Annotated in this window: 15 protein-coding genes; 5 read left to right on the top strand and 10 right to left on the bottom strand. The window is 75.5% G+C overall.

The genetic code is table 11. The annotated features are described in order from the left end of the window. Positions 1-39: 39 nt before the first annotated feature. Positions 40-468, top strand: a complete 429-nt coding sequence (locus ACI79L_RS00560) for a hypothetical protein (RefSeq protein ID WP_456934899.1) — start codon at positions 40-42, stop codon at positions 466-468. On the opposite strand, the gene ACI79L_RS00555 is transcribed toward ACI79L_RS00560, so the two are convergent. After that, positions 456-1,727 (bottom strand): M18 family aminopeptidase, encoded by a 1,272-nt coding sequence (locus ACI79L_RS00555; RefSeq protein ID WP_456934898.1) that lies wholly within the window; start codon positions 1,725-1,727, stop codon positions 456-458. The genes ACI79L_RS00560 and ACI79L_RS00555 overlap by 13 nt on opposite strands. 80 nt (positions 1,728-1,807) lie before the next feature. Between ACI79L_RS00555 and argG the strand changes: the two genes are divergently transcribed. Beyond that, a complete protein-coding gene (gene argG / locus ACI79L_RS00550; protein ID WP_456934897.1) occupies positions 1,808-3,256 on the top strand; it encodes an argininosuccinate synthase in 1,449 nt (482 codons plus the stop codon). A 24-nt stretch (positions 3,257-3,280) separates the two neighbouring features. Here the strand turns inward: argG and ACI79L_RS00545 are convergent, their stop codons facing one another. Further along, positions 3,281-3,673, bottom strand: a complete 393-nt coding sequence (locus ACI79L_RS00545; protein WP_456934896.1) for a VOC family protein — start codon at positions 3,671-3,673, stop codon at positions 3,281-3,283. Between the two features lie 115 nt (positions 3,674-3,788). Here ACI79L_RS00545 and ACI79L_RS00540 point away from each other — a divergent pair, with 115 nt between their 5' ends. Next, positions 3,789-4,682 carry a pentapeptide repeat-containing protein gene (locus ACI79L_RS00540; protein ID WP_456934895.1) on the top strand — a complete coding sequence of 298 codons (894 nt, stop codon included), beginning with the start codon at positions 3,789-3,791 and terminating at the stop codon, positions 4,680-4,682. Here ACI79L_RS00540 and ACI79L_RS00535 read toward each other — a convergent pair. From ACI79L_RS00535 to ACI79L_RS00520, 4 genes are read right to left on the bottom strand one after another with little or no spacing between them, the layout of a single operon-like run. Next, on the bottom strand, positions 4,615-5,061 hold the full coding sequence (locus ACI79L_RS00535) for a hypothetical protein (protein WP_456934894.1): 447 nt from the start codon (positions 5,059-5,061) through the stop codon (positions 4,615-4,617). The genes ACI79L_RS00540 and ACI79L_RS00535 overlap by 68 nt on opposite strands. Positions 5,062-5,099: 38 nt before the next feature. Beyond that, positions 5,100-5,498, bottom strand: coding sequence for a hypothetical protein (locus tag ACI79L_RS00530; RefSeq protein WP_456934893.1), 399 nt, complete (start codon positions 5,496-5,498; stop codon positions 5,100-5,102). Then, a complete protein-coding gene (gene pntB, locus ACI79L_RS00525) occupies positions 5,495-6,904 on the bottom strand; it encodes a Re/Si-specific NAD(P)(+) transhydrogenase subunit beta (protein WP_456934892.1) in 1,410 nt (469 codons plus the stop codon). Before pntB ends, ACI79L_RS00530 begins: the two co-directional genes overlap by 4 nt. Before the next feature lie 5 nt (positions 6,905-6,909). Then, positions 6,910-8,439: a Re/Si-specific NAD(P)(+) transhydrogenase subunit alpha gene (locus ACI79L_RS00520; protein WP_456934891.1), complete on the bottom strand. Its 1,530-nt coding sequence runs from the start codon at positions 8,437-8,439 to the stop codon at positions 6,910-6,912. Positions 8,440-8,735: 296 nt separating this feature from the next. Between ACI79L_RS00520 and ACI79L_RS00515 the strand changes: the two genes are divergently transcribed. After that, positions 8,736-10,799: a putative bifunctional diguanylate cyclase/phosphodiesterase gene (locus tag ACI79L_RS00515; RefSeq protein ID WP_456934890.1), complete on the top strand. Its 2,064-nt coding sequence runs from the start codon at positions 8,736-8,738 to the stop codon at positions 10,797-10,799. Then, entirely contained in the window at positions 10,796-11,617 is an 822-nt protein-coding gene (locus ACI79L_RS00510) for an HDOD domain-containing protein (protein ID WP_456934889.1), read from the top strand. The genes ACI79L_RS00515 and ACI79L_RS00510 overlap by 4 nt, the downstream gene beginning before the upstream one ends. On the opposite strand, the gene ACI79L_RS00505 is transcribed toward ACI79L_RS00510, so the two are convergent. From ACI79L_RS00505 to ACI79L_RS00490, 4 genes are all read right to left on the bottom strand, one after another. Further along, complete coding sequence (locus ACI79L_RS00505; protein WP_456934888.1) at positions 11,614-12,870, bottom strand: serine hydrolase domain-containing protein; 1,257 nt, start codon at positions 12,868-12,870, stop codon at positions 11,614-11,616. The genes ACI79L_RS00510 and ACI79L_RS00505 overlap by 4 nt on opposite strands. Before the next feature lie 89 nt (positions 12,871-12,959). After that, positions 12,960-14,114: an acyl-CoA dehydrogenase family protein gene (locus ACI79L_RS00500; protein ID WP_456934887.1), complete on the bottom strand. Its 1,155-nt coding sequence runs from the start codon at positions 14,112-14,114 to the stop codon at positions 12,960-12,962. Positions 14,115-14,121: 7 nt separating this feature from the next. Beyond that, entirely contained in the window at positions 14,122-15,297 is a 1,176-nt protein-coding gene (locus tag ACI79L_RS00495) for an acyl-CoA dehydrogenase family protein (RefSeq protein WP_456934886.1), read from the bottom strand. A gap of 207 nt (positions 15,298-15,504) precedes the next feature. Then, complete coding sequence (locus ACI79L_RS00490; RefSeq protein WP_456934885.1) at positions 15,505-17,157, bottom strand: carboxylesterase/lipase family protein; 1,653 nt, start codon at positions 17,155-17,157, stop codon at positions 15,505-15,507. Positions 17,158-17,208 lie beyond the last annotated feature (51 nt).

Here is a 17,208-nt window from a genome sequence, read left to right as displayed (position 1 = left end):
GTCCCGCCGACCGGGCGGGGAGAGCCGGGGGAGGTGCGCGTGAGCGAGTCCGAGGACAGGCCCCGCGACGGCGGGCTGGTGGCACGGTCGGTCGAGGAGTTCGTGGCGCAGCTGCGCGGCTTCACCGACCGGGCCACCCGGCTGGCCGCCGGCGCCGTCCCGTCGGGGTTCTCCCTGCCGCGGCTGCCCTCGCCGCCCGGGGCGATGTCGGCGGCGCAGGTGCGGTCGATCGCGGCGTCGGTGCGGGCGCAGCGCCAGCTCGTCGAGGGCCTGATGGGGCAGTTGCAGGCCTTCGACGAGCAGCTCGCGGTCTTCGAGCGGATCCTCGAGCCGCTCGTCGAGTGGAGCGGCACCTGGGCGCGGCTGGAGGAGTCCTTCGCCGACGTCCTCCGCCGCGCCCCGGCCGGCCGGCCTCCCGGCCAGGAGCCGCCTCCCGGCCAGGAGCCGCCGCCCGCTCAGTCCTCGTAGCAGGCGGTCAGCGCGGCGACCGTCAACGGGACGTCGAGCGCCGAGGCGAGCTCGCGGCAGGAGTGCATGGCCAGCATCGGCGCGCCGACGTCGACGGTCGCCACGCCCAGCCGGGTGGCGGCCAGGGGGCCGATCGTCGAGCCGCAGGGCAGGTCGGCGCGGGACACGAAGTACTGCACCGGCACGCCCGCCTCGGCGCACCGCTCGGCGAACCAGCCGCCGCCGGCCGCGTCGGTGGCGTAGGCCTGGTTGGCGTTGACCTTGAGCACCGGGCCGCCGCCGAGCTGCGGGGTGTGCGCGGGCTCGTGCCGGTCGTGCCGGGTCGGGTGGACCGCGTGCGCCATGTCCGCCGAGACCAGCCGGGACCGCGCGAGCGCCCGGGGCAGGGCCTGCGGGTCCCCGGGGTCGGTGACGGCGACCAGCCGGCGGACGACGTCCTCGAGGAAGCTGCCGCGCGCCCCGGACATCGAGCCGCTGCCCACCTCCTCGTGGTCGTTGGCGACCAGCACCTGGGTGCGCTCGCCGGGCGCCGCGCCGACCAGCGCCGTCACGCCGGCGTGGCAGCTGGCCAGGTTGTCCAGCCGTGGCGCGGCGACCCACGTGCCGTCGGCGCCGGCCGGGGCCGCGGGCTGGGTGTCGGCCAGCACCAGGTCGTGCCCGACGACGTCGCCCGGCGCCACCCCGGCGGCCGCGGCGAGCGCCTCGGTGAGCCCGGGCTCGGTGTCCAGGTCCCGCGACCAGACCGGGACCAGGTGCCGCTGCGGGTCGAGGGTGAGGCCCTCGCGGACGCCGCGGTCGAGGTGGATGGCCAGCGACGGCAGCCGCAGCGGGGCGCCGTCGAGCCGGACCAGCACGGTCCGGCCGCCGCGCAGCGCCACCCGCCCGGCGACGGTCAGCTCCCGGTCCAGCCAGGTGTGCCAGAGCCCGCCGCCGTAGGGCTCGACGCCGACCAGCCGGTAGCCGGCCTGCCGGACGTCGGACCGCGGCCGGACCTTGAACGTGGGGGAGTCGGTGTGCGCGCCGACCAGCCGCATGCCGGCGTCGGCGAGCGGGGCGCTGCCCAGCCGGAACGCGACGAGGCTGCCCTGCCGCACCACGACGTGCGCCCCGCCGGGGGCGAGCTGCCACGCGTCGGCCTCGGCCAGCTCGGTGAACCCGGCGGCGGTCAGCCGGCGGGTGAGCTCGGCCACGGCGTGGAACGGGGAGGGGGAGGCGTCGACGAGAGCGCGCAGGTCGTCGCCGAGGGAGAGGTCCGGCACTCCTGCGATCCTGCCCCACCGGTCCGGGGGCCCCGACCCCGCCCGTGAATGGTCATGCGTGGTCGTGCATAATCTCTCTCGTGTCCAAGGTGCTCACGTCCCTGCCCGTCGGCGAACGCGTCGGGATCGCCTTCTCCGGTGGTCTCGACACCTCCGTGGCGGTCGCCTGGATGCGCGACCGGGGCGCGGTCCCGTGCACCTACACCGCGAACATCGGGCAGTACGACGAGCCCGACATCGCCTCGGTGCCCGGCCGGGCCACCGCCTACGGCGCGGAGATCGCCCGGCTGGTCGACTGCCGGGAGGCGCTGGTCGAGGAGGGCCTGGCGGCCCTGACCTGCGGCGCGTTCCACATCCGCTCCGGCGGGCGCAGCTACTTCAACACCACCCCGCTGGGCCGCGCGGTCACCGGCACGCTGCTGGTGCGCGCCATGCTCGAGGACGACGTCCAGATCTGGGGCGACGGCTCGACGTTCAAGGGCAACGACATCGAGCGGTTCTACCGGTACGGCCTGCTGGCCAACCCGTCGCTGCGGATCTACAAGCCGTGGCTGGACGCCCGGTTCGTCGAGGAGCTCGGCGGCCGCAAGGAGATGTCGGAGTGGCTGGCCGCGCACGGCCTGCCCTACCGGGACAGCGCGGAGAAGGCCTACTCCACCGACGCCAACATTTGGGGCGCCACCCACGAGGCCAAGCGGCTGGAGCACCTCGACGCGAGCATCGAGATCGTCGAGCCGATCATGGGCGTCCGGTTCTGGGACCCCGCCGTCGAGATCGAGCCCGAGGACGTGACGATCGGCTTCGCCAACGGGCGGCCCGTCTCGGTCAACGGCAAGGAGTACGCCTCCGCCGTCGACCTGGTGCTCGAGGTCAACGCGATCGGCGGCCGGCACGGCCTCGGCATGTCCGACCAGATCGAGAACCGGGTCATCGAGGCCAAGAGCCGCGGCATCTACGAGGCGCCGGGCATGGCGCTGCTGCACGCCGCCTACGAGCGGCTGGTCAACGCCATCCACAACGAGGACACCCTCGCCACCTACCACACCGAGGGCCGCCGGCTGGGCCGGCTCATGTACGAGGGCCGGTGGCTGGACCCCCAGGCGCTCATGCTGCGGGAGTCGCTGCAGCGGTGGGTCGGCATGGCCGTCACCGGCGAGGTCACGCTGCGGCTGAGGCGCGGGGAGGACTGGTCGGTCGTCGACACCACCGGCCCGGCGTTCAGCTACCACCCGGACAAGCTGTCGATGGAGCGCACCGAGGACCCCGCGTTCGGGCCCACGGACCGGATCGGCCAGCTGACCATGCGCAACCTCGACATCGCCGACTCCCGCGCCAAGCTCGAGCAGTACGCGCGCCTCGGCATGGTCGGCGGCGGGGCCGAGCCGGCCGTCATCGGCGCCGCGCAGGCGGCCGCCACGGGCCTCATCGACCGGATGACCGAGGGTGGCGCGCAGGCGATCGCCGGCCGCACCGCCCCGGCCGACGACGAGCTGCTCGACCGCGCCGCGATGGAGTCCGGCACCGACTGAGCAAGGGCCCTCCTGCCCGTCGCCTCAGCCGGGCGGGCGGACGTCGACCCGGAGCGGGTGGTCGGCGGGGACCTCGACGAGCACGATCGCCACGCCGTCGGGGTCCTCGACCGTCGCCTCCAGCAGGCCCCACGGCATGCGCCCGGGCTCCGCGACGACGGGGACGCCGGCCGCGGCCAGCCGCGCCACCTCGGCGGCCAGGTCGCGCACCTGCACCCACAGCGCCAGCCCGCGCGGGCGCTGGTCGGCGCGGCCGGAGACCTCGAGCAGGCCGTTGCCGAGGAAGAACACCACCCCGCGGTGCCCCGGCGGCCCGAACTCGCGGTACACGGCCAGCCCGAGGACGTCGCGGTAGAACGCCTGCGAGCGCGCGGGGTCGGTGGGCCGCAGGAGCACGCGGCTGCTCAGCACGTCCACGCCCGTCATCCTGGCCGCACCCCCGGTCGAGATCCCGCGATCTCGCCCCTCGAGTGGCCCCGTCGTGTGCGAGATCGCGGGATCTCGACGGGGAGGGGGCCCCTACCCTGGATCGGTGACCCCTCCCGCCCCGCCGGCGGCTGCCCCCGCCGACCGGCGGCGGGACCTGGCCGCCGACTGCTCGTCCTGCGCCGGGCTGTGCTGCGTGCTGCCCGCCTTCGCCGCCTCGGCCGACTTCGCGATCGACAAGCCGGCCGGCCGGGCCTGCGTCCACCTCACCGCCGCCGCCCGCTGCGGCATCCACGCCGACCTGCGGCAGCGCGGCTTCCCCGGCTGCACGGTCTTCGACTGCTTCGGCGCCGGCCAGCGGCTGGTGCGGGCGGCCGCGGTCGAGGACCCGGCCACCGACCCCGGCGTCGCGGCGGCGTTCCCCGTCCTGCGGCAGCTGCACGAGCTGCTCTGGTACCTCACCGAGGCGGCCGCGCTCCCGCTGCCGGCCGGCCTGCACGGGGAGGTCACCGCGGCGCTCGGGCGCACGGAGCGGCTGGCCGCGGGCCCACCGGCCGAGCTGGCAGCGGTCGACGCCGGAGCGGTCCGCGGGGAGGCGGGGGAGCTGCTGGGCCGGGTCAGCGCCGCCGTCCGCGCCGGCGGGCGGGACCGGCGCGACGCGGACCTGGTCGGCGCCGACCTGCGCCGGACCGACCTGGGCGGGGTGAGCCTGCGCGGCGCCTACCTGATCGGCGCGGACCTGCGCGGCGCCGACCTCACCGGCACCGACCTGCTCGGCGCGGACCTGCGCGCGGCCGACCTGCGCGGCGCCGACCTCAGCGGTGCGCTGTTCCTCACCCGCCCGCAGGTGGCCGCCGCCCGCGGCGACGCCGGCACCCGGCTGCCCGCCGTCCTCGGGCGCCCGCCGCACTGGACGGCGGCCGCGGCGACCGTCAGCCGGCCGCGTCCGCGTCGTCGGGGCGGTCGTCGGGGCGGCCCCGGCGGCGCAGCAGGCCGGTGACCCCGGCGACCCGCGACTGCGCCTGACGCAGCGTCGCGATCATCGGCATCAGGTCCTCGTCGATGGTGCGGATGATGTCCGGCACCGCCTCCACCGCGGGGTCGTCGAGCACCCGCGCGACCCGCTCCAGCCCCGGCTTGAGCGCCCGCACCGGCTCCTCCAGCTCGCCGACCAGCCCCTCCAGCCGCTCGGCGGTGCGCTGCGCCGACGAGATGGCCGACGTCGCCGTCGAGGTGGCGGCGATGAGCTCCCGGACGGCGGCGTTGAGGTCGGTCAGCGTGCGCGGCAGCTGGGCCAGTGCCTCGGTCTGCGTCTGCAGGAGCGTGAGCAGCTCCGTGAGGCCGGGGATCTTCGGCATGCCGAGGCGGAAGGGGTCCACGTCGTCCACCGTCGCGCCCGTGCCGACCACGCCGCAACTCAGCCCGGCAGCACCTCGCGCCAGCGCCGCCCGGCCGCGCGGCCGTCGCGGACGTCGGCCAGCCCGCGCAGCGCGTCGAGGTCGGCCAGGACGTGCGGCGGCAGGGTCCCGGTGAGCACCCCGACGGTGCCCACCGACGACGCCAGCATCGACGGCTGCGGGGTCGGCATCCCGTTGGGTCGCACGAACGTGACCTTCCACCGCTGCCCGGCCGCCGACAGCGTCAGCCCGCCGCCGAACCACCACCACGGCCACGAGACCTCGGTGACCGCGCCCAGCGGCACGTCGAACACCGGGGTGTCGCTGACGAACGCCAGTCCCCGCCCGTCGGTGGCCAGGAAGCCCGGCACGTTGCGCAGCCCGCCGATCAGCCACGCCGGGCTGACGAGCACGCTCACAGCGCCCGCAGGATGTCCTCGACGCGCTCGCGCGCGTCGCCGAACAGCATCCGGGTGTTCTCGCGGAAGAACAGCGGGTTCTGGACACCGGCGTAGCCGGTGCTCATCGACCGCTTGAACACGACGACGTGCTCGGCCTCCCACACGTGCAGCACCGGCATGCCGGCGATGGGGGAGCCCGGGTCCTCGGCCGCGGCCGGGTTCACCGTGTCGTTGGCGCCGATGACCAGCACGACCGACGTCTTCGGGAAGTCGTCGTTGATCTCGTCCATCTCCAGGACGACGTCGTAGGGCACCTTCGCCTCGGCCAGCAGCACGTTCATGTGCCCCGGCAGCCGCCCGGCAACCGGGTGGATGCCGAAGCGCACCGGCACGCCCTTGTCCGACAGGGTGCGGGTGAGGTCGGCGACGGCGTTCTGCGCGTGCGCGACCGCCATGCCGTAGCCGGGGGTGATGACGACGCTGTCGGCGTCGCGCAGCAGCTGCGCGACCTCCTCGGCGGTGGTCTCGGTGTGCTCGCCCTCGACCGTGCCGGTCCCGGTGGTGCTGCCCTCGTTGCCGAAGCCGCCGGCGATGACGGAGATGAAAGAGCGGTTCATCGCCTGGCACATGATGTAGGAGAGGTAGGCGCCCGAGGAGCCGACCAGCGCGCCGGTGATGATCAGCAGGTCATTATCGAGCAGGAAGCCCGACGCCGCGGCCGCCCAGCCGGAGTAGCTGTTGAGCATCGAGACGACGACCGGCATGTCGCCGCCGCCGATCGAGGCGACCAGGTGCCAGCCCAGCGCCAGCGCCAGCACGGTGACCGCGGCGAGCACGCCCAGGCTCGGCGAGACGACGAAGACGACGGTCAGGACGGCGAACGCCGCGAGCGCGCCCAGGTTCAGCGCGTTCTTGCCCGGCAGCACCAGCGGGTTGCTCTTGATCCGCGCCGACAGCTTGAGGAACGCGACGATCGAGCCGGTGAAGGTGACCGCGCCGATGAAGACGCCGATCGCGACCTCGGCGGAGTGGATGCCCACCGGCAGGCCGAGCTCCTCGGCCTCGCCGGCCGGGGCGCCCTCGACCGACAGGTAGCCGTTCCAGCCGACGAGCACCGCGGCCAGGCCGACGAAGCTGTGCAGCAGCGCGATGAGCTCGGGCATGCCGGTCATCTCGACGATGCGCGCCCGCCACAGGCCGATGGCCGCGCCGAGGGCCATGGCGACGGCGATCAGCCCGACGGCGAGCGCGTCGCCGTTGCGCCAGGCCAGCCCGACGGTGGCGACCAGGGCGATGGCCATGCCGGCGATGCCGTAGGCGTTGCCCGCCTTGGCGGTCTCGTGCTTCGACAGGCCGGCGAGGCTCAGGACGAACAGCAGGCCGGCGACGATGTAGGCCGCGGACGCGGCGCTGGTGGCGGTCATGGCGGTCAGGCCCTCCGGAACATGCCGAGCATGCGGCGGGTCACCGCGAAGCCGCCGAACACGTTGATGCTGGCCAGCAGGACGGCGAGGAACGCGAGCACGGTGACCACGGTGCTGACGTGGCCCAGCTGCAGCAGGGCGCCGACCACGATGATCCCGGAGATCGCGTTGGTGACGCTCATCAGCGGGGTGTGCAGCGCGTGGTGCACGTGCCCGATGACGTAGAAGCCGACGACGACGGCGAGGGCGAACACCGTCAGGTTGCCGATGAGCTGGTCGGGGGAGAACGCGGCCAGCAGGAACAGCAGCGCGGCGGCCAGGCCCACCAGCGCGGCCCGCCGCTGGGGCGTCGCCGCCTTCCTCTCCGGTGGCGGCAGCGGCGCCGGTGGCGGCGCGGCGGCGGCCGGGGCGGCGGAGACCTGCACCGGCGGCGGGGGCCACAGCAGCTCGCCGTCGCGGGTCACGGTCATCGCCCGCTGCACGACGTCGTCCATGTCGAGGACCAGCCGCCCGTCCTTGCCGGGGGTGAGCAGCGTGAGCAGGTTGACCAGGTTGGTGGCGAACAGCTGCGAGGACTGCGCGGGCAGCCGGGCCGGCAGGTCGGTGTAGCCGATGATCGTGACGCCGTTCGGGGTCACCACCACCTCGTCGGGCACCGAGCCGGCGACGTTGCCGCCCTGCGCGGCGGCCATGTCCACGACCACCGAGCCCGGCTTCATGCTCGCCACCATGTCCTCGGTGAGCAGCCGGGGCGCCGGGCGGCCGGGGATGAGCGCGGTGGTGATGACGACGTCGACGTCGCGGGCCTGCTCGGCGTACATGACCGCGGCCCGCGCGTCGAAGTCCTCGGACGTGACCGTGGCGTAGCCGGTGCCGCTGGACTGCGCCTCGCTCTCGTCGGCCGGGACGCCGACGTACTCGCCGCCCAGCGAGCGCACCTGCTCGGCGACCTCGGGCCGGACGTCGGTGGCCCGCACGATCGCACCCAGGCTGCTCGCCGCGCCGATGGCGGCCAGCCCCGCGACGCCGGCGCCGGCGACGAAGACCTTGGCCGGCGGCACCTTGCCGGCCGCGGTGACCTGCCCGGTGAAGAACCGGCCGAAGGCGTGCGCGGCCTCGACGACGGCCCGGTAGCCGGCGATGTTGGCCATCGAGGACAGCACGTCCAGCGACTGCGCGCGGGAGATGCGGGGGACGGCGTCCATCGCCAGGGCGGTCACGCCGCGGGCGGTCAGCGCGTCGAGCAGCTCGGGCGCCAGGGCCGGGGCCAGCAGGCTGACCAGCACCGCGTCCGGCCGGAGCCGGGCGACCTCGTCGAGGGTCGGGGCGTTGACGTGCAGCACGACGTCGGCGCCCCACGCCTCGGCCGCCGACCCGATCCGCGCGCCGGCGGCGACGTAGGCCTCGTCGGGGCAGCTGGCCGCCTCCCCGGCGCCGGACTGGACGAGGACCTCGTGGCCGAGGGCACACAGCCGGCCGACGCTCGCGGGGGTCGCGGCGACCCGCGTCTCGTTCCGCCGGGTCTCTGCGGGCACACCGATGAGCACGCGCACTCCAACGACAGCTCGGGCCGGCGTCGTTGCCGGCGGGCCTGGGGGTGGTGCTGCGGGGGAGGCGGGCTCTGCCACCCCGGGGCTGCATGGTGTCAGGCGCACCGGCATCCCTCGCCCCCTGGACCCGATCGTGACGCGGATCGCAGGCGGCCGGACCCACCCCTCGGGGTGAGGGGCCGGCGTCCCCCGCTGGAGTCCGGCCCCACGGGTGCCGACGCAGCAGGGGTGTCCCCGTGCGGGGACGCCGACCACGCCGGCCGCAGCCCAGGAGGACGCCCGTGCCCGCCAGCCCGCCCGTCACGGGTCCGGCCGGTGCCGTGACCCCGGAGGTGGTGGCCGCGGTCTTCTCCGCCGCGGCGGGGGGCGTGGGGACCGCCCTGCTCGTGGCGGAGACCATCGGGGACACGCCGCGGGTCACCTGGGCCAACGAGGGCGCCGTCCGGCTGCTCGGTCCCGCCCCGGAGGACCTCGCCGGGCGGCCGGTCGCCGACCTGGTCCCCACGCTCGCCGCCGGCGAGCTCCCGCTGCTGCTGCGCCGCGAGCACACCTCCCGGCTGGCCCTGCAGGTCCGCACCGCGGACGGCGGCCTGACCGACGCCGTCGTGCGGGCGACCCCGGCACCGGGCGGGGACGCGTGGACGCTGGTGGTCACGCCCGGGACCGCGGAGGCGGACCGGGTGTCGCGCGCCACCGCCGACGCCGCCGAGCGCCGCTTCGCCACCCTGAGCGAGCGCTCGCCGGTCCCGACGCTGCTGTCCGAGCAGGGCATGCGGCTGGCGCACGTCAACGACGCGTTCTGCCGGCTGGCCGGGCGGCCCGCCGAGGTCCTGCTGGGCACCGGGTGGACCGCCTGCGTGCACGAGGACGACCTCGGCGCCGTCGTCGAGGTCGTGGCCGCGGTCCTCGAGGGCGGGGACGGCGAGGTGCGGGCGCGCCTGGTGCGCCCCGACGGCACCGAGCGGACCACCGTGCTGCGCTTCGGCCACGTCTTCACGCCGGGCGCGGGCGCGGGCTTCCTCGGCACCGTCGAGGACGTCACCGACCGGATGGCGTTCGAGGCGCGGCTGGCCCACCAGGCCCAGCACGACCCGCTGACCGGCCTGCCCAACCGCACGCTGCTCGACCAGCACCTCACCGGCCGGTTCGCCGCCGGCGGCCGCGGCCTGGCCTGCCTGTTCCTGGACCTCGACGACTTCAAGGTGGTCAACGACTCGCTCGGCCACGAGGCCGGCGACGAGCTGCTGGTGGAGGTCGCCGACCGGCTGCGCGCCACGGTCCGCCCCGGCGACCTGGTCGCCCGCTTCGGCGGGGACGAGTTCGTCGTCGTCTGCGAGGACGTCGACGAGGCCGACGCCGCCGCGCTGGCCGAGCGCATCGTCGCCGCGCTCGCGGTGCCGGTGCACCTGGCCGGCGTGCGGTTCCGGCCGCACTGCAGCGTCGGCGTCACCGTGCAGGCCCCCGAGCACGCCGACGCCGCGGACCTGGTCCGCGACTGCGACATCGCCATGTACCAGGCCAAGGCCGGCGGCAAGGGCCGGGTGCGGGTGCTGGACCGGGCCGGCCGCGCCGAGGCCCGCGACAAGCTGCGGCTGGTCGCCGACCTGCGCGACGCGATCGAGCGGCGGCAGATCGGCCTGCACTACCAGCCGATCGTCTCCGCCGCCGACGGCTCGCTGGACGCCGTCGAGGCGCTGGCCCGCTGGATGCACCCCGAGCGCGGCCCGATCAGCCCCGCGACGTTCGTGCCGCTGGCCGAGGAGAGCGGGCTGGTGGGCGCCCTGGGCCTGCTGGTGCTCGACGAGGCGTGCCGCCAGGTGGCCGAGTGGGACCGCGCGCTCGGCGCGGCCGCGCCGCCCCAGGTCAACGTCAACGTGTCGGCGCTGCAGCTCGACGCCGCCCTGCCCGGCGAGGTGGTCGCCGCCCTGGACCGGCACGGCGTCGCCCCGGCCCGGCTGTCGATCGAGATCACCGAGTCCGCGCTCATGACCGACCCCGTCGCCGCCCGCGCACTGCTGCAGCAGCTGCGCGACCTCGGGGTGGCGCTGGCGATCGACGACTTCGGCACCGGCTACTCCTCGCTGGCCTACCTGCGCCACCTGCCGGTCGACTGCCTCAAGGTGGACCGGTCCTTCGTGGCCGAGCTCGCCGACGGGCACGTCGAGATCGCCAGCGCCGTCATCGCGCTGGCCCGCAGCCTGGGGCTGTCCACCGTCGCCGAGGGCGTGGCCACCCCCGCCCAGGCGGCCGCGCTAACCCAGCTCGGGGCCACCTACCTGCAGGGCTTCTCCCTGGCCGAGCCGATGGACGGCGCGGCGGTCGCCACCTGGGTGGGTGCCCGGTGACCGCGGTGCCCCTGTCCCGCCCGGCGGTGGACCTGGACCGGCTGCTCGCCGGCATCGACACCATGGCCGCGCAGCGCCCGGTCGCCGCGCAGGTGGTGGCCGTCGCCAACACCGAGGACGCCAGCGCCCGCACCCTCGCCGACGTGCTCGCCGCCGACGTCGCCCTGGCCGGCCGGGTGATGAAGCTGGCCAACTCGGCCTACTTCGGCATGAGCGGGCGGGCGACGACGCTGCAGTTCGCCGTCACCGTCGTCGGCTTCACCGCGGTGCGCACCATGGCGACGGTCGCGCTGACCTGCCTGGACGACGAGTCGCAGCTGCCCGAGCGGTTCTGGGAGACCAGCACCGGCATCGCGCTGGCCGCCTCCGCGCTGGCCCCGCGCTTCGGGAGCCGGCCGCAGGACGCGCTGTGCCTCGGGCTGCTCGCCCAGGTCGGCGTGGCGCTGCTGCACGCCGACGACCCCGAGGGCTACCGCGAGCTGGCCGCCGCGCAGCGCCCGTTCGCCGCCCGGCGGACCGCGGAGGTGTGCCGGTACGGCATCTCCGCGCTGCGGCTGTCCGCGGTGGCGCTGGAGCAGTGGGGCTTCCCGCCGGCGATGGTCGCCCCGCTGGCCGCCGTCGACGACCCCGCCTCCGCCGAGGGCACCCTGCTGCGGATCGCGTTCGAGCTCGGCGCCCGCTACGCCGACCCGGAGCACGTGCCGGTGCCGGTCGAGCGGCTCAGCGGCGGCCTGCTGCGGGAGGACGGCATCACCGCGGTGCTCGAGCAGGTGCGCGCCGACGCCGAGGACCTGCGCCGCGCCGTCGTCGGCGACTAGGCGACCGCGCCCACCTGGTCGGCGACGTCGCGGAGCACCGCGGGCCAGCCCTCGATGCCCTCCTCGCGGCCGAGCCGGACCACGACGACGTCGGTGGCCGGGTCGACGTAGACGTACTGGCCCTTGTTGCCGCGGGCGTAGAACCGTCCCTCGCGCTCGGTGTCCACCCACCACCAGTACTGGTAGTGCTCGGCCGGGTCGGCGGAGGTGTCCCGGGCGGTGGCCTCGGCGACCCACGCGGCGGGCACCACCTGCCGCTCGCCGGCGCGGCCCTCGCGGGCGAACAGCAGCCCGAACCGGGCCCAGTCCAGCGCCCGCGCGTTGAACCCGCTCTCCATCTTCGGGAACCCGCTGGCCGCGCTGTCGGCGCTCCAGCTCGCGTCGGCCTCGGCGCCCATCGGGCCCCACAGCGCCTCCGCGGCGAACTCCTCGACCGGCCGGCCGACGGCGCGCTCCAGCACCAGGCCCACCAGCAGCGGGTTGTAGTTGCAGTACAGCCACTCCCGCCCCGGCTCCCGCGCGACCTCGGCCGACAGCGCGAGCCGCCGCAGGTCGACGTCGTAGTAGGTGAGCGCGTCGTCGCTCCAGGGCAGGCCCTGCTCCTCGTAGGCCAGGCCCGAGGACATGGTCACCAGGTGCCGCAGCGTGATGGCGCCGAAGCGCGGGTCGCGGTCGAGCAGCTCGGGGACGTAGGCGGTGACCGGGTCGTCCAGGCCGCCGATCGCGCCGCGGTCGATCGCCAGGCCGACCAGCGTGGACAGCACCGACTTGGCCACCGAGAACGACGTCATCGGCGCCTCGCGGGAGCCGCCGGCGCCGTACCGCTCGAGCAGCACCTCGTCGCCGCGCAGCACGACGAAGCCCGTGGTCTGCGTGCGGTCCAGCAGCGCGGCGAGGTCCTCGGTGCCGCCGCCGGGGACGGTCACCTGCTCGAGGACGCCGCCGGGGAGGGAGCCGGCGGTCAGCGGCAGCGGGGTGCCGCCGGCCGGGACCGGCAGCTCGGGGAACCGGAGCCGGTCGTCGACGTCGGCGTCCATCCACACGACCGCGCGGGCGATGCCGGAGGAGTCCAGCGACGCCCGCGCCCACACCTGCAGCCCGCCCGCGGCGACGGCCAGCCAGGCGAGGACGGCGACCAGGACGGCGGCGACCCGGCCGGCGCGGCGGCCCCGGGCGCGCCGGCGGACCAGCCGCGCGGCGGCCCAGGCGAGGACCGTCGCGAGCACGGCGGGGAGCAGGAGCCAGGCGAGCACCCGCCGGACCCTAGGTGGTCGGCCGGCGGGAACGGCAGCGGCCGGCGTCCCGGGAGAGGGGACGCCGGCCGTCTACGTGGTGCGGTCGCTCAGGCGCCGGTGTAAGGCGCGCCGAGCGGGTCGACCGTCGGGTACGAGTCGACGGCCGCGGCCAGCCGGTCGGCGGCCCAGTCGCCGTCGCCGAGCAGGTGGTCGATCGCGGTCAGCCGGCTGGTGTAGTGGCCGACCGAGTACTCCGCGGTGACGCCGATGCCACCGTGCAGCTGGATGGCCTCCTTGCCGACGTGCCGGCCGGCGCGGCTGGTCTGCAGCCGGGCGCGGTCGGCGGCGGTGACGACGTCGCCGCCGGTGTCGGCGACCATGCTCGCCCACAGCGCGGTGCTGCGGGCCAGCTCCAGGGACACATACATGTCCGCCGCGCGGAAGGTCAGCGCCTGGAACCGGTTGAGCGTGACGCCGAACTGCTTGCGGGTCTTCAGGTACTCCGCGGTCGTCTTCAGCGCGGTGTCCATCGCCCCGACGGCCTCGGCGCTGTAGGCGATCCGGGCCAGGGCCTGCGCCCGCTCGACGTCGGCGGTGCGGTCCGCGGTGCCCTCGCCGAGCAGCTCCGCGGGGGTGCCGTCGAGGGTGACGTTGGCCGCGCGGGTTCCGTCGTGGGTGCGGTAGCCGGTGCGGGTCAGGCCCTCGGCGTCGCCCTGGACGAGGAACAGGGCGGTGCCGCCGTCGGTGACCGCGCTGACCACGAGGACGTCGGCGCGGGCGCCGCTCGGCACCGGCTCCTTGACGCCGGTCAGCCGCCAGGTGCCGCCGTCCTGCGTGGCGGTGACGGCAGCCGCCGCGGGGCTCCACCGGGTGCCGGGCTCGGCGTGCGCGAACGCGAGCACGCTGGCGCCCTCGGACAGCGGCCCGAGGACCGCCGCCCGCTGCTCGGCGGTGCCCACGGCGGCGACCAGGCCACCGGCGAGGACCACGGCCTCGACGAACGGCTCGGGCGCGAGCACCCGGCCGATCTCCTCGGCGACGAGGGCCACCTCGATCGGGCCGGCGCCCATGCCGCCGTCCTCCTCGGCGAAGGGCAGCCCGAGGACGCCCATCTCGGCCAGCTGCGCCCAGGTCTTCTCGTCGAAGCCGGGGTCGGTGGCGACCACCTGGCGGCGCCGCTCGCTGTCGCCGTAGGCGCGGCCCAGCAGGCCCGCGACGGCCTCGCGGAGGTCGTTCTGCTCGCTGTCGTACTGGAAGTCCACTGCTAGCTCACAGCCCCAGGATCGTGCCGGCGATGATGGTCCGCTGGACCTCGTTGGAGCCCCCGTAGATGGAGACCTTGCGGTAGTTCAGGTACTCCGGCGTGGCCACCCGGGCCCACTGGGGCACCTGCGAGCCGCCGTCGGCGAAGGACGCGACCGACAGCGGGCCGGCGATGTCGACCAGCAGCTCGGTGGCGGCCTGCTGCAGCTCGGAGCCGCGCAGCTTGAGCACCGAGGAGGCCGGGTGCGGCTTGCCGTCGGCGGAGTTGGCGACCACGCGCAGCGCGGTCAGCTCCAGGGCCAGCAGCTCGTTCTCGAGCTCGGCGATGCGCGCGGTCAGCCGCGGGTCCTGCGACAGCGGCCGGCCCGCGACGACGACCTCACGCGCGTGCGCCTTGGCCTGCGCGATCAGCTTCTTGGTGGCGCCGACGCGGGCGATGCCCACGCGCTCGTTGCCGAGGAGGAACTTGGCGTAGTCCCAGCCGCGGTTCTCCTCGCCGATCAGGTTCTCGGCGGGGACGCGGACGTCCTCGAAGAAGACCTCGTTGACCTCGTGGCCGCCGTCGATGAGCTGGATCGGGCGGAGGGTGACCCCCGGGGTGTCCATCGGGAAGACCAGCATCGAGATGCCGCGCTGCTTCTTCTCCGCGGTCGGGTCGGTGCGGACCAGGCAGAAGATCCAGTCGGCGTACTGGCCGAGGGTGGTCCAGGTCTTCTGGCCGTTGACCACCCAGTCGTCGCCGTCGCGGACGGCGGTGGTGCGCAGCGAGGCGAGGTCGGAGCCGGCGTCGGGCTCCGAGAAGCCCTGGCACCACCAGATGTCGAGGTTCGCGGTCTTGGCCAGGAAGCGCTCCTTCTGCTCCTGGTTGCCGAAGCTCGCGATGACCGGGCCGATCATGCTGGCGTTGAACGCGAGCGGCTCGGGGACGTTGGCGAGCTGCATCTCCTCGCGCCAGATGTGGCGCTGCAGCGGCGTCCAGTCCCGGCCGCCCCACTCGACCGGCCAGTGCGGCACGGCCAGGCCGGCGGCGTTGAGGACGCGCTGGGCCTCGACGTACTGGTCGCGGGTCAGGTGGCGGTGGGCCGCGACGGTGTCGCGGATCTCCTGCGGCACCTGGGTGGTGAAGAAGGTGCGCATCTCATCCCGGAAGGCCTCCATCTCCGGGGAAAGCTGCAACCGCATGGGACCTCTCTCCTGACGGCGGTGTGACGCCGTCTCGACGTGTTCCCCGACGATCCCACATCTGTTACCGATCAGTAGATCCGGCTCTCGGGGCGTGGGACGGGTGGGGCGGGACGGGCCCCGGGCCCCGGGTGGCGGTCACCGGACGTGCCGCTCCCGGGGCCCGGGGTGGTGCTCGGCCGCGCGGGTACCGAGCCGTTCAGGTGCTCAGCGGCCGGCCCAGAAGGCGCAGTTCGCGTCCGCGGCGACGTCGACCGGGCCGACGCCGCCCTGCGCGGCGACGTCCAGGCCCTGGACGTCGGCCGGGGTGCGGTAGGCGTTCCACGCCGGGACGCCGCGGCCGTTCGGGTCCCCGGTGGCCGCGAAGTTGGTCCAGTAGCGGACCATCGTCGTCGACAGCGCCTGCTGCTCGGCGGTCAGCGGGCCGCCGAACAGGCCCGGGAACAGGTACGGCAGCTCGCCCGCGTGCTGGGCGCCCTCGTCGTACCGCGCCGGGTCGTACGGGAAGTCCAGCAGCGCCGGGGCGTCCTGATCGCGGAACGAGTAGGCGAACACTGCCGGCTGCTGCCCGCGGAGCAGGTCGTAGGCGCCCACGTGCGTGCAGGTCGACAGCGCGCTGCCGACGTCGCTGGCCACCGCCGCCAGGACCCGCAGCGTCGAGCCGTACTCCGCCAGCGGGTAGCGCTCGGCGACCGCCGCGGCCCGGGTGCCGAACCGCTGCTGCAGCGTGGCGGTGTACACGGCCGGGTCGGCCGACAGCAGCGCCTGGCGCTGGGCCTCGGGCAGCGACAGCGGGGTGAACAGCGTGTTCTCGTCCTGCAGGTTGCCGTGCAGCACCGGCACGCGGTTCCACCGGCCGGCCGCGATCGCCGCCCCCGGCTGCTCGGGCAGCGACGACCCGCCGACGACGAACGAGCCGCCGGGCCAGGCGCGCAGCAGCGCCTCGGCGGGCACGGCGCGCAGGCAGGCGGCGACGTCGGCCGCGCCGGCGCAGCCGACGGCGGTCGCGACGCCCTGGCCGGTCGCCTCCTCGGTGGCCAGCGTGTCGTAGGTGGTGGTGCAGCTGTAGCTCTGCGCGATCGCCTTGTCGAACAGGCCGGCGGCGGTGGGGGAGGCCAGCTGGGCGCAGACGGAGGAGGCGCCGGCGGACTCGCCGAAGACCGTCACGTTGTCCGGGTCGCCGCCGAAGGCGTCGATGTTGCGCTGCACCCAGCGCAGCGCCTCCTGCTGGTCGAGCAGGCCGGCGCTGCCGGAGCCGACCGGGCCGTTGGCGGCGGACAGGTCGCGCTGGGCCATGAAGCCCATCGGGCCGAGGCGGTAGTTGATCGTCACGACGACGGCGTCGCCCTCGACGGCCAGCTTCGCGGCGTCGTAGTTGGCGCCGTTGCCGTAGACCCAGGAGCCGCCGTGGATCCACACCATCACCGGCAGGTCCGAGCGCGCCGCGTCCAGGCCCGCCGGGGTGGTGACGTTGAGGAACAGGCAGTCCTCGTTCGAGGTCTGGAACGCGTTGGTGGTGCCGTTGGCCAGCTGGGCGCACGGCTCGTGCGGGGCGGTGGCGTCGGCGATCCCGCGGAAGGGCGCGACCGGCACGGGCGGGCGGAACCGGAGGTCGCCGACCGGCGCCTCGGCGTACCGGATGCCCTCGAAGGTGCGGTAGCCGTCGAGCCGGGTGCCGCGGAGCCTGCCCTCGTCGGTCTGGACCAGTGTCGGGGCGGCGTTGCCGACGCCGCCGCCGTTGCCGTTGCCGGGCACCGCGGCGGCCGGGCCGGCGGTGACGACGGCGCCGGTGACGAGCGCGGCGCCGGTGGCGAGGGCGAGGACGGACCTGCCGAGGGAGCGTGGGACGGGGATGCGCACGGGGCCTCCTGGGTCGCCCGCGAGCTCACCGCTGTGTGAGCTGGACCACGG

The sequence above is a fragment of the Geodermatophilus sp. SYSU D00684 genome (assembly GCF_054050455.1).
Note: the sequence above shows the minus strand (reverse complement) of the source record. Positions and strands in the feature narration are given on the sequence as shown.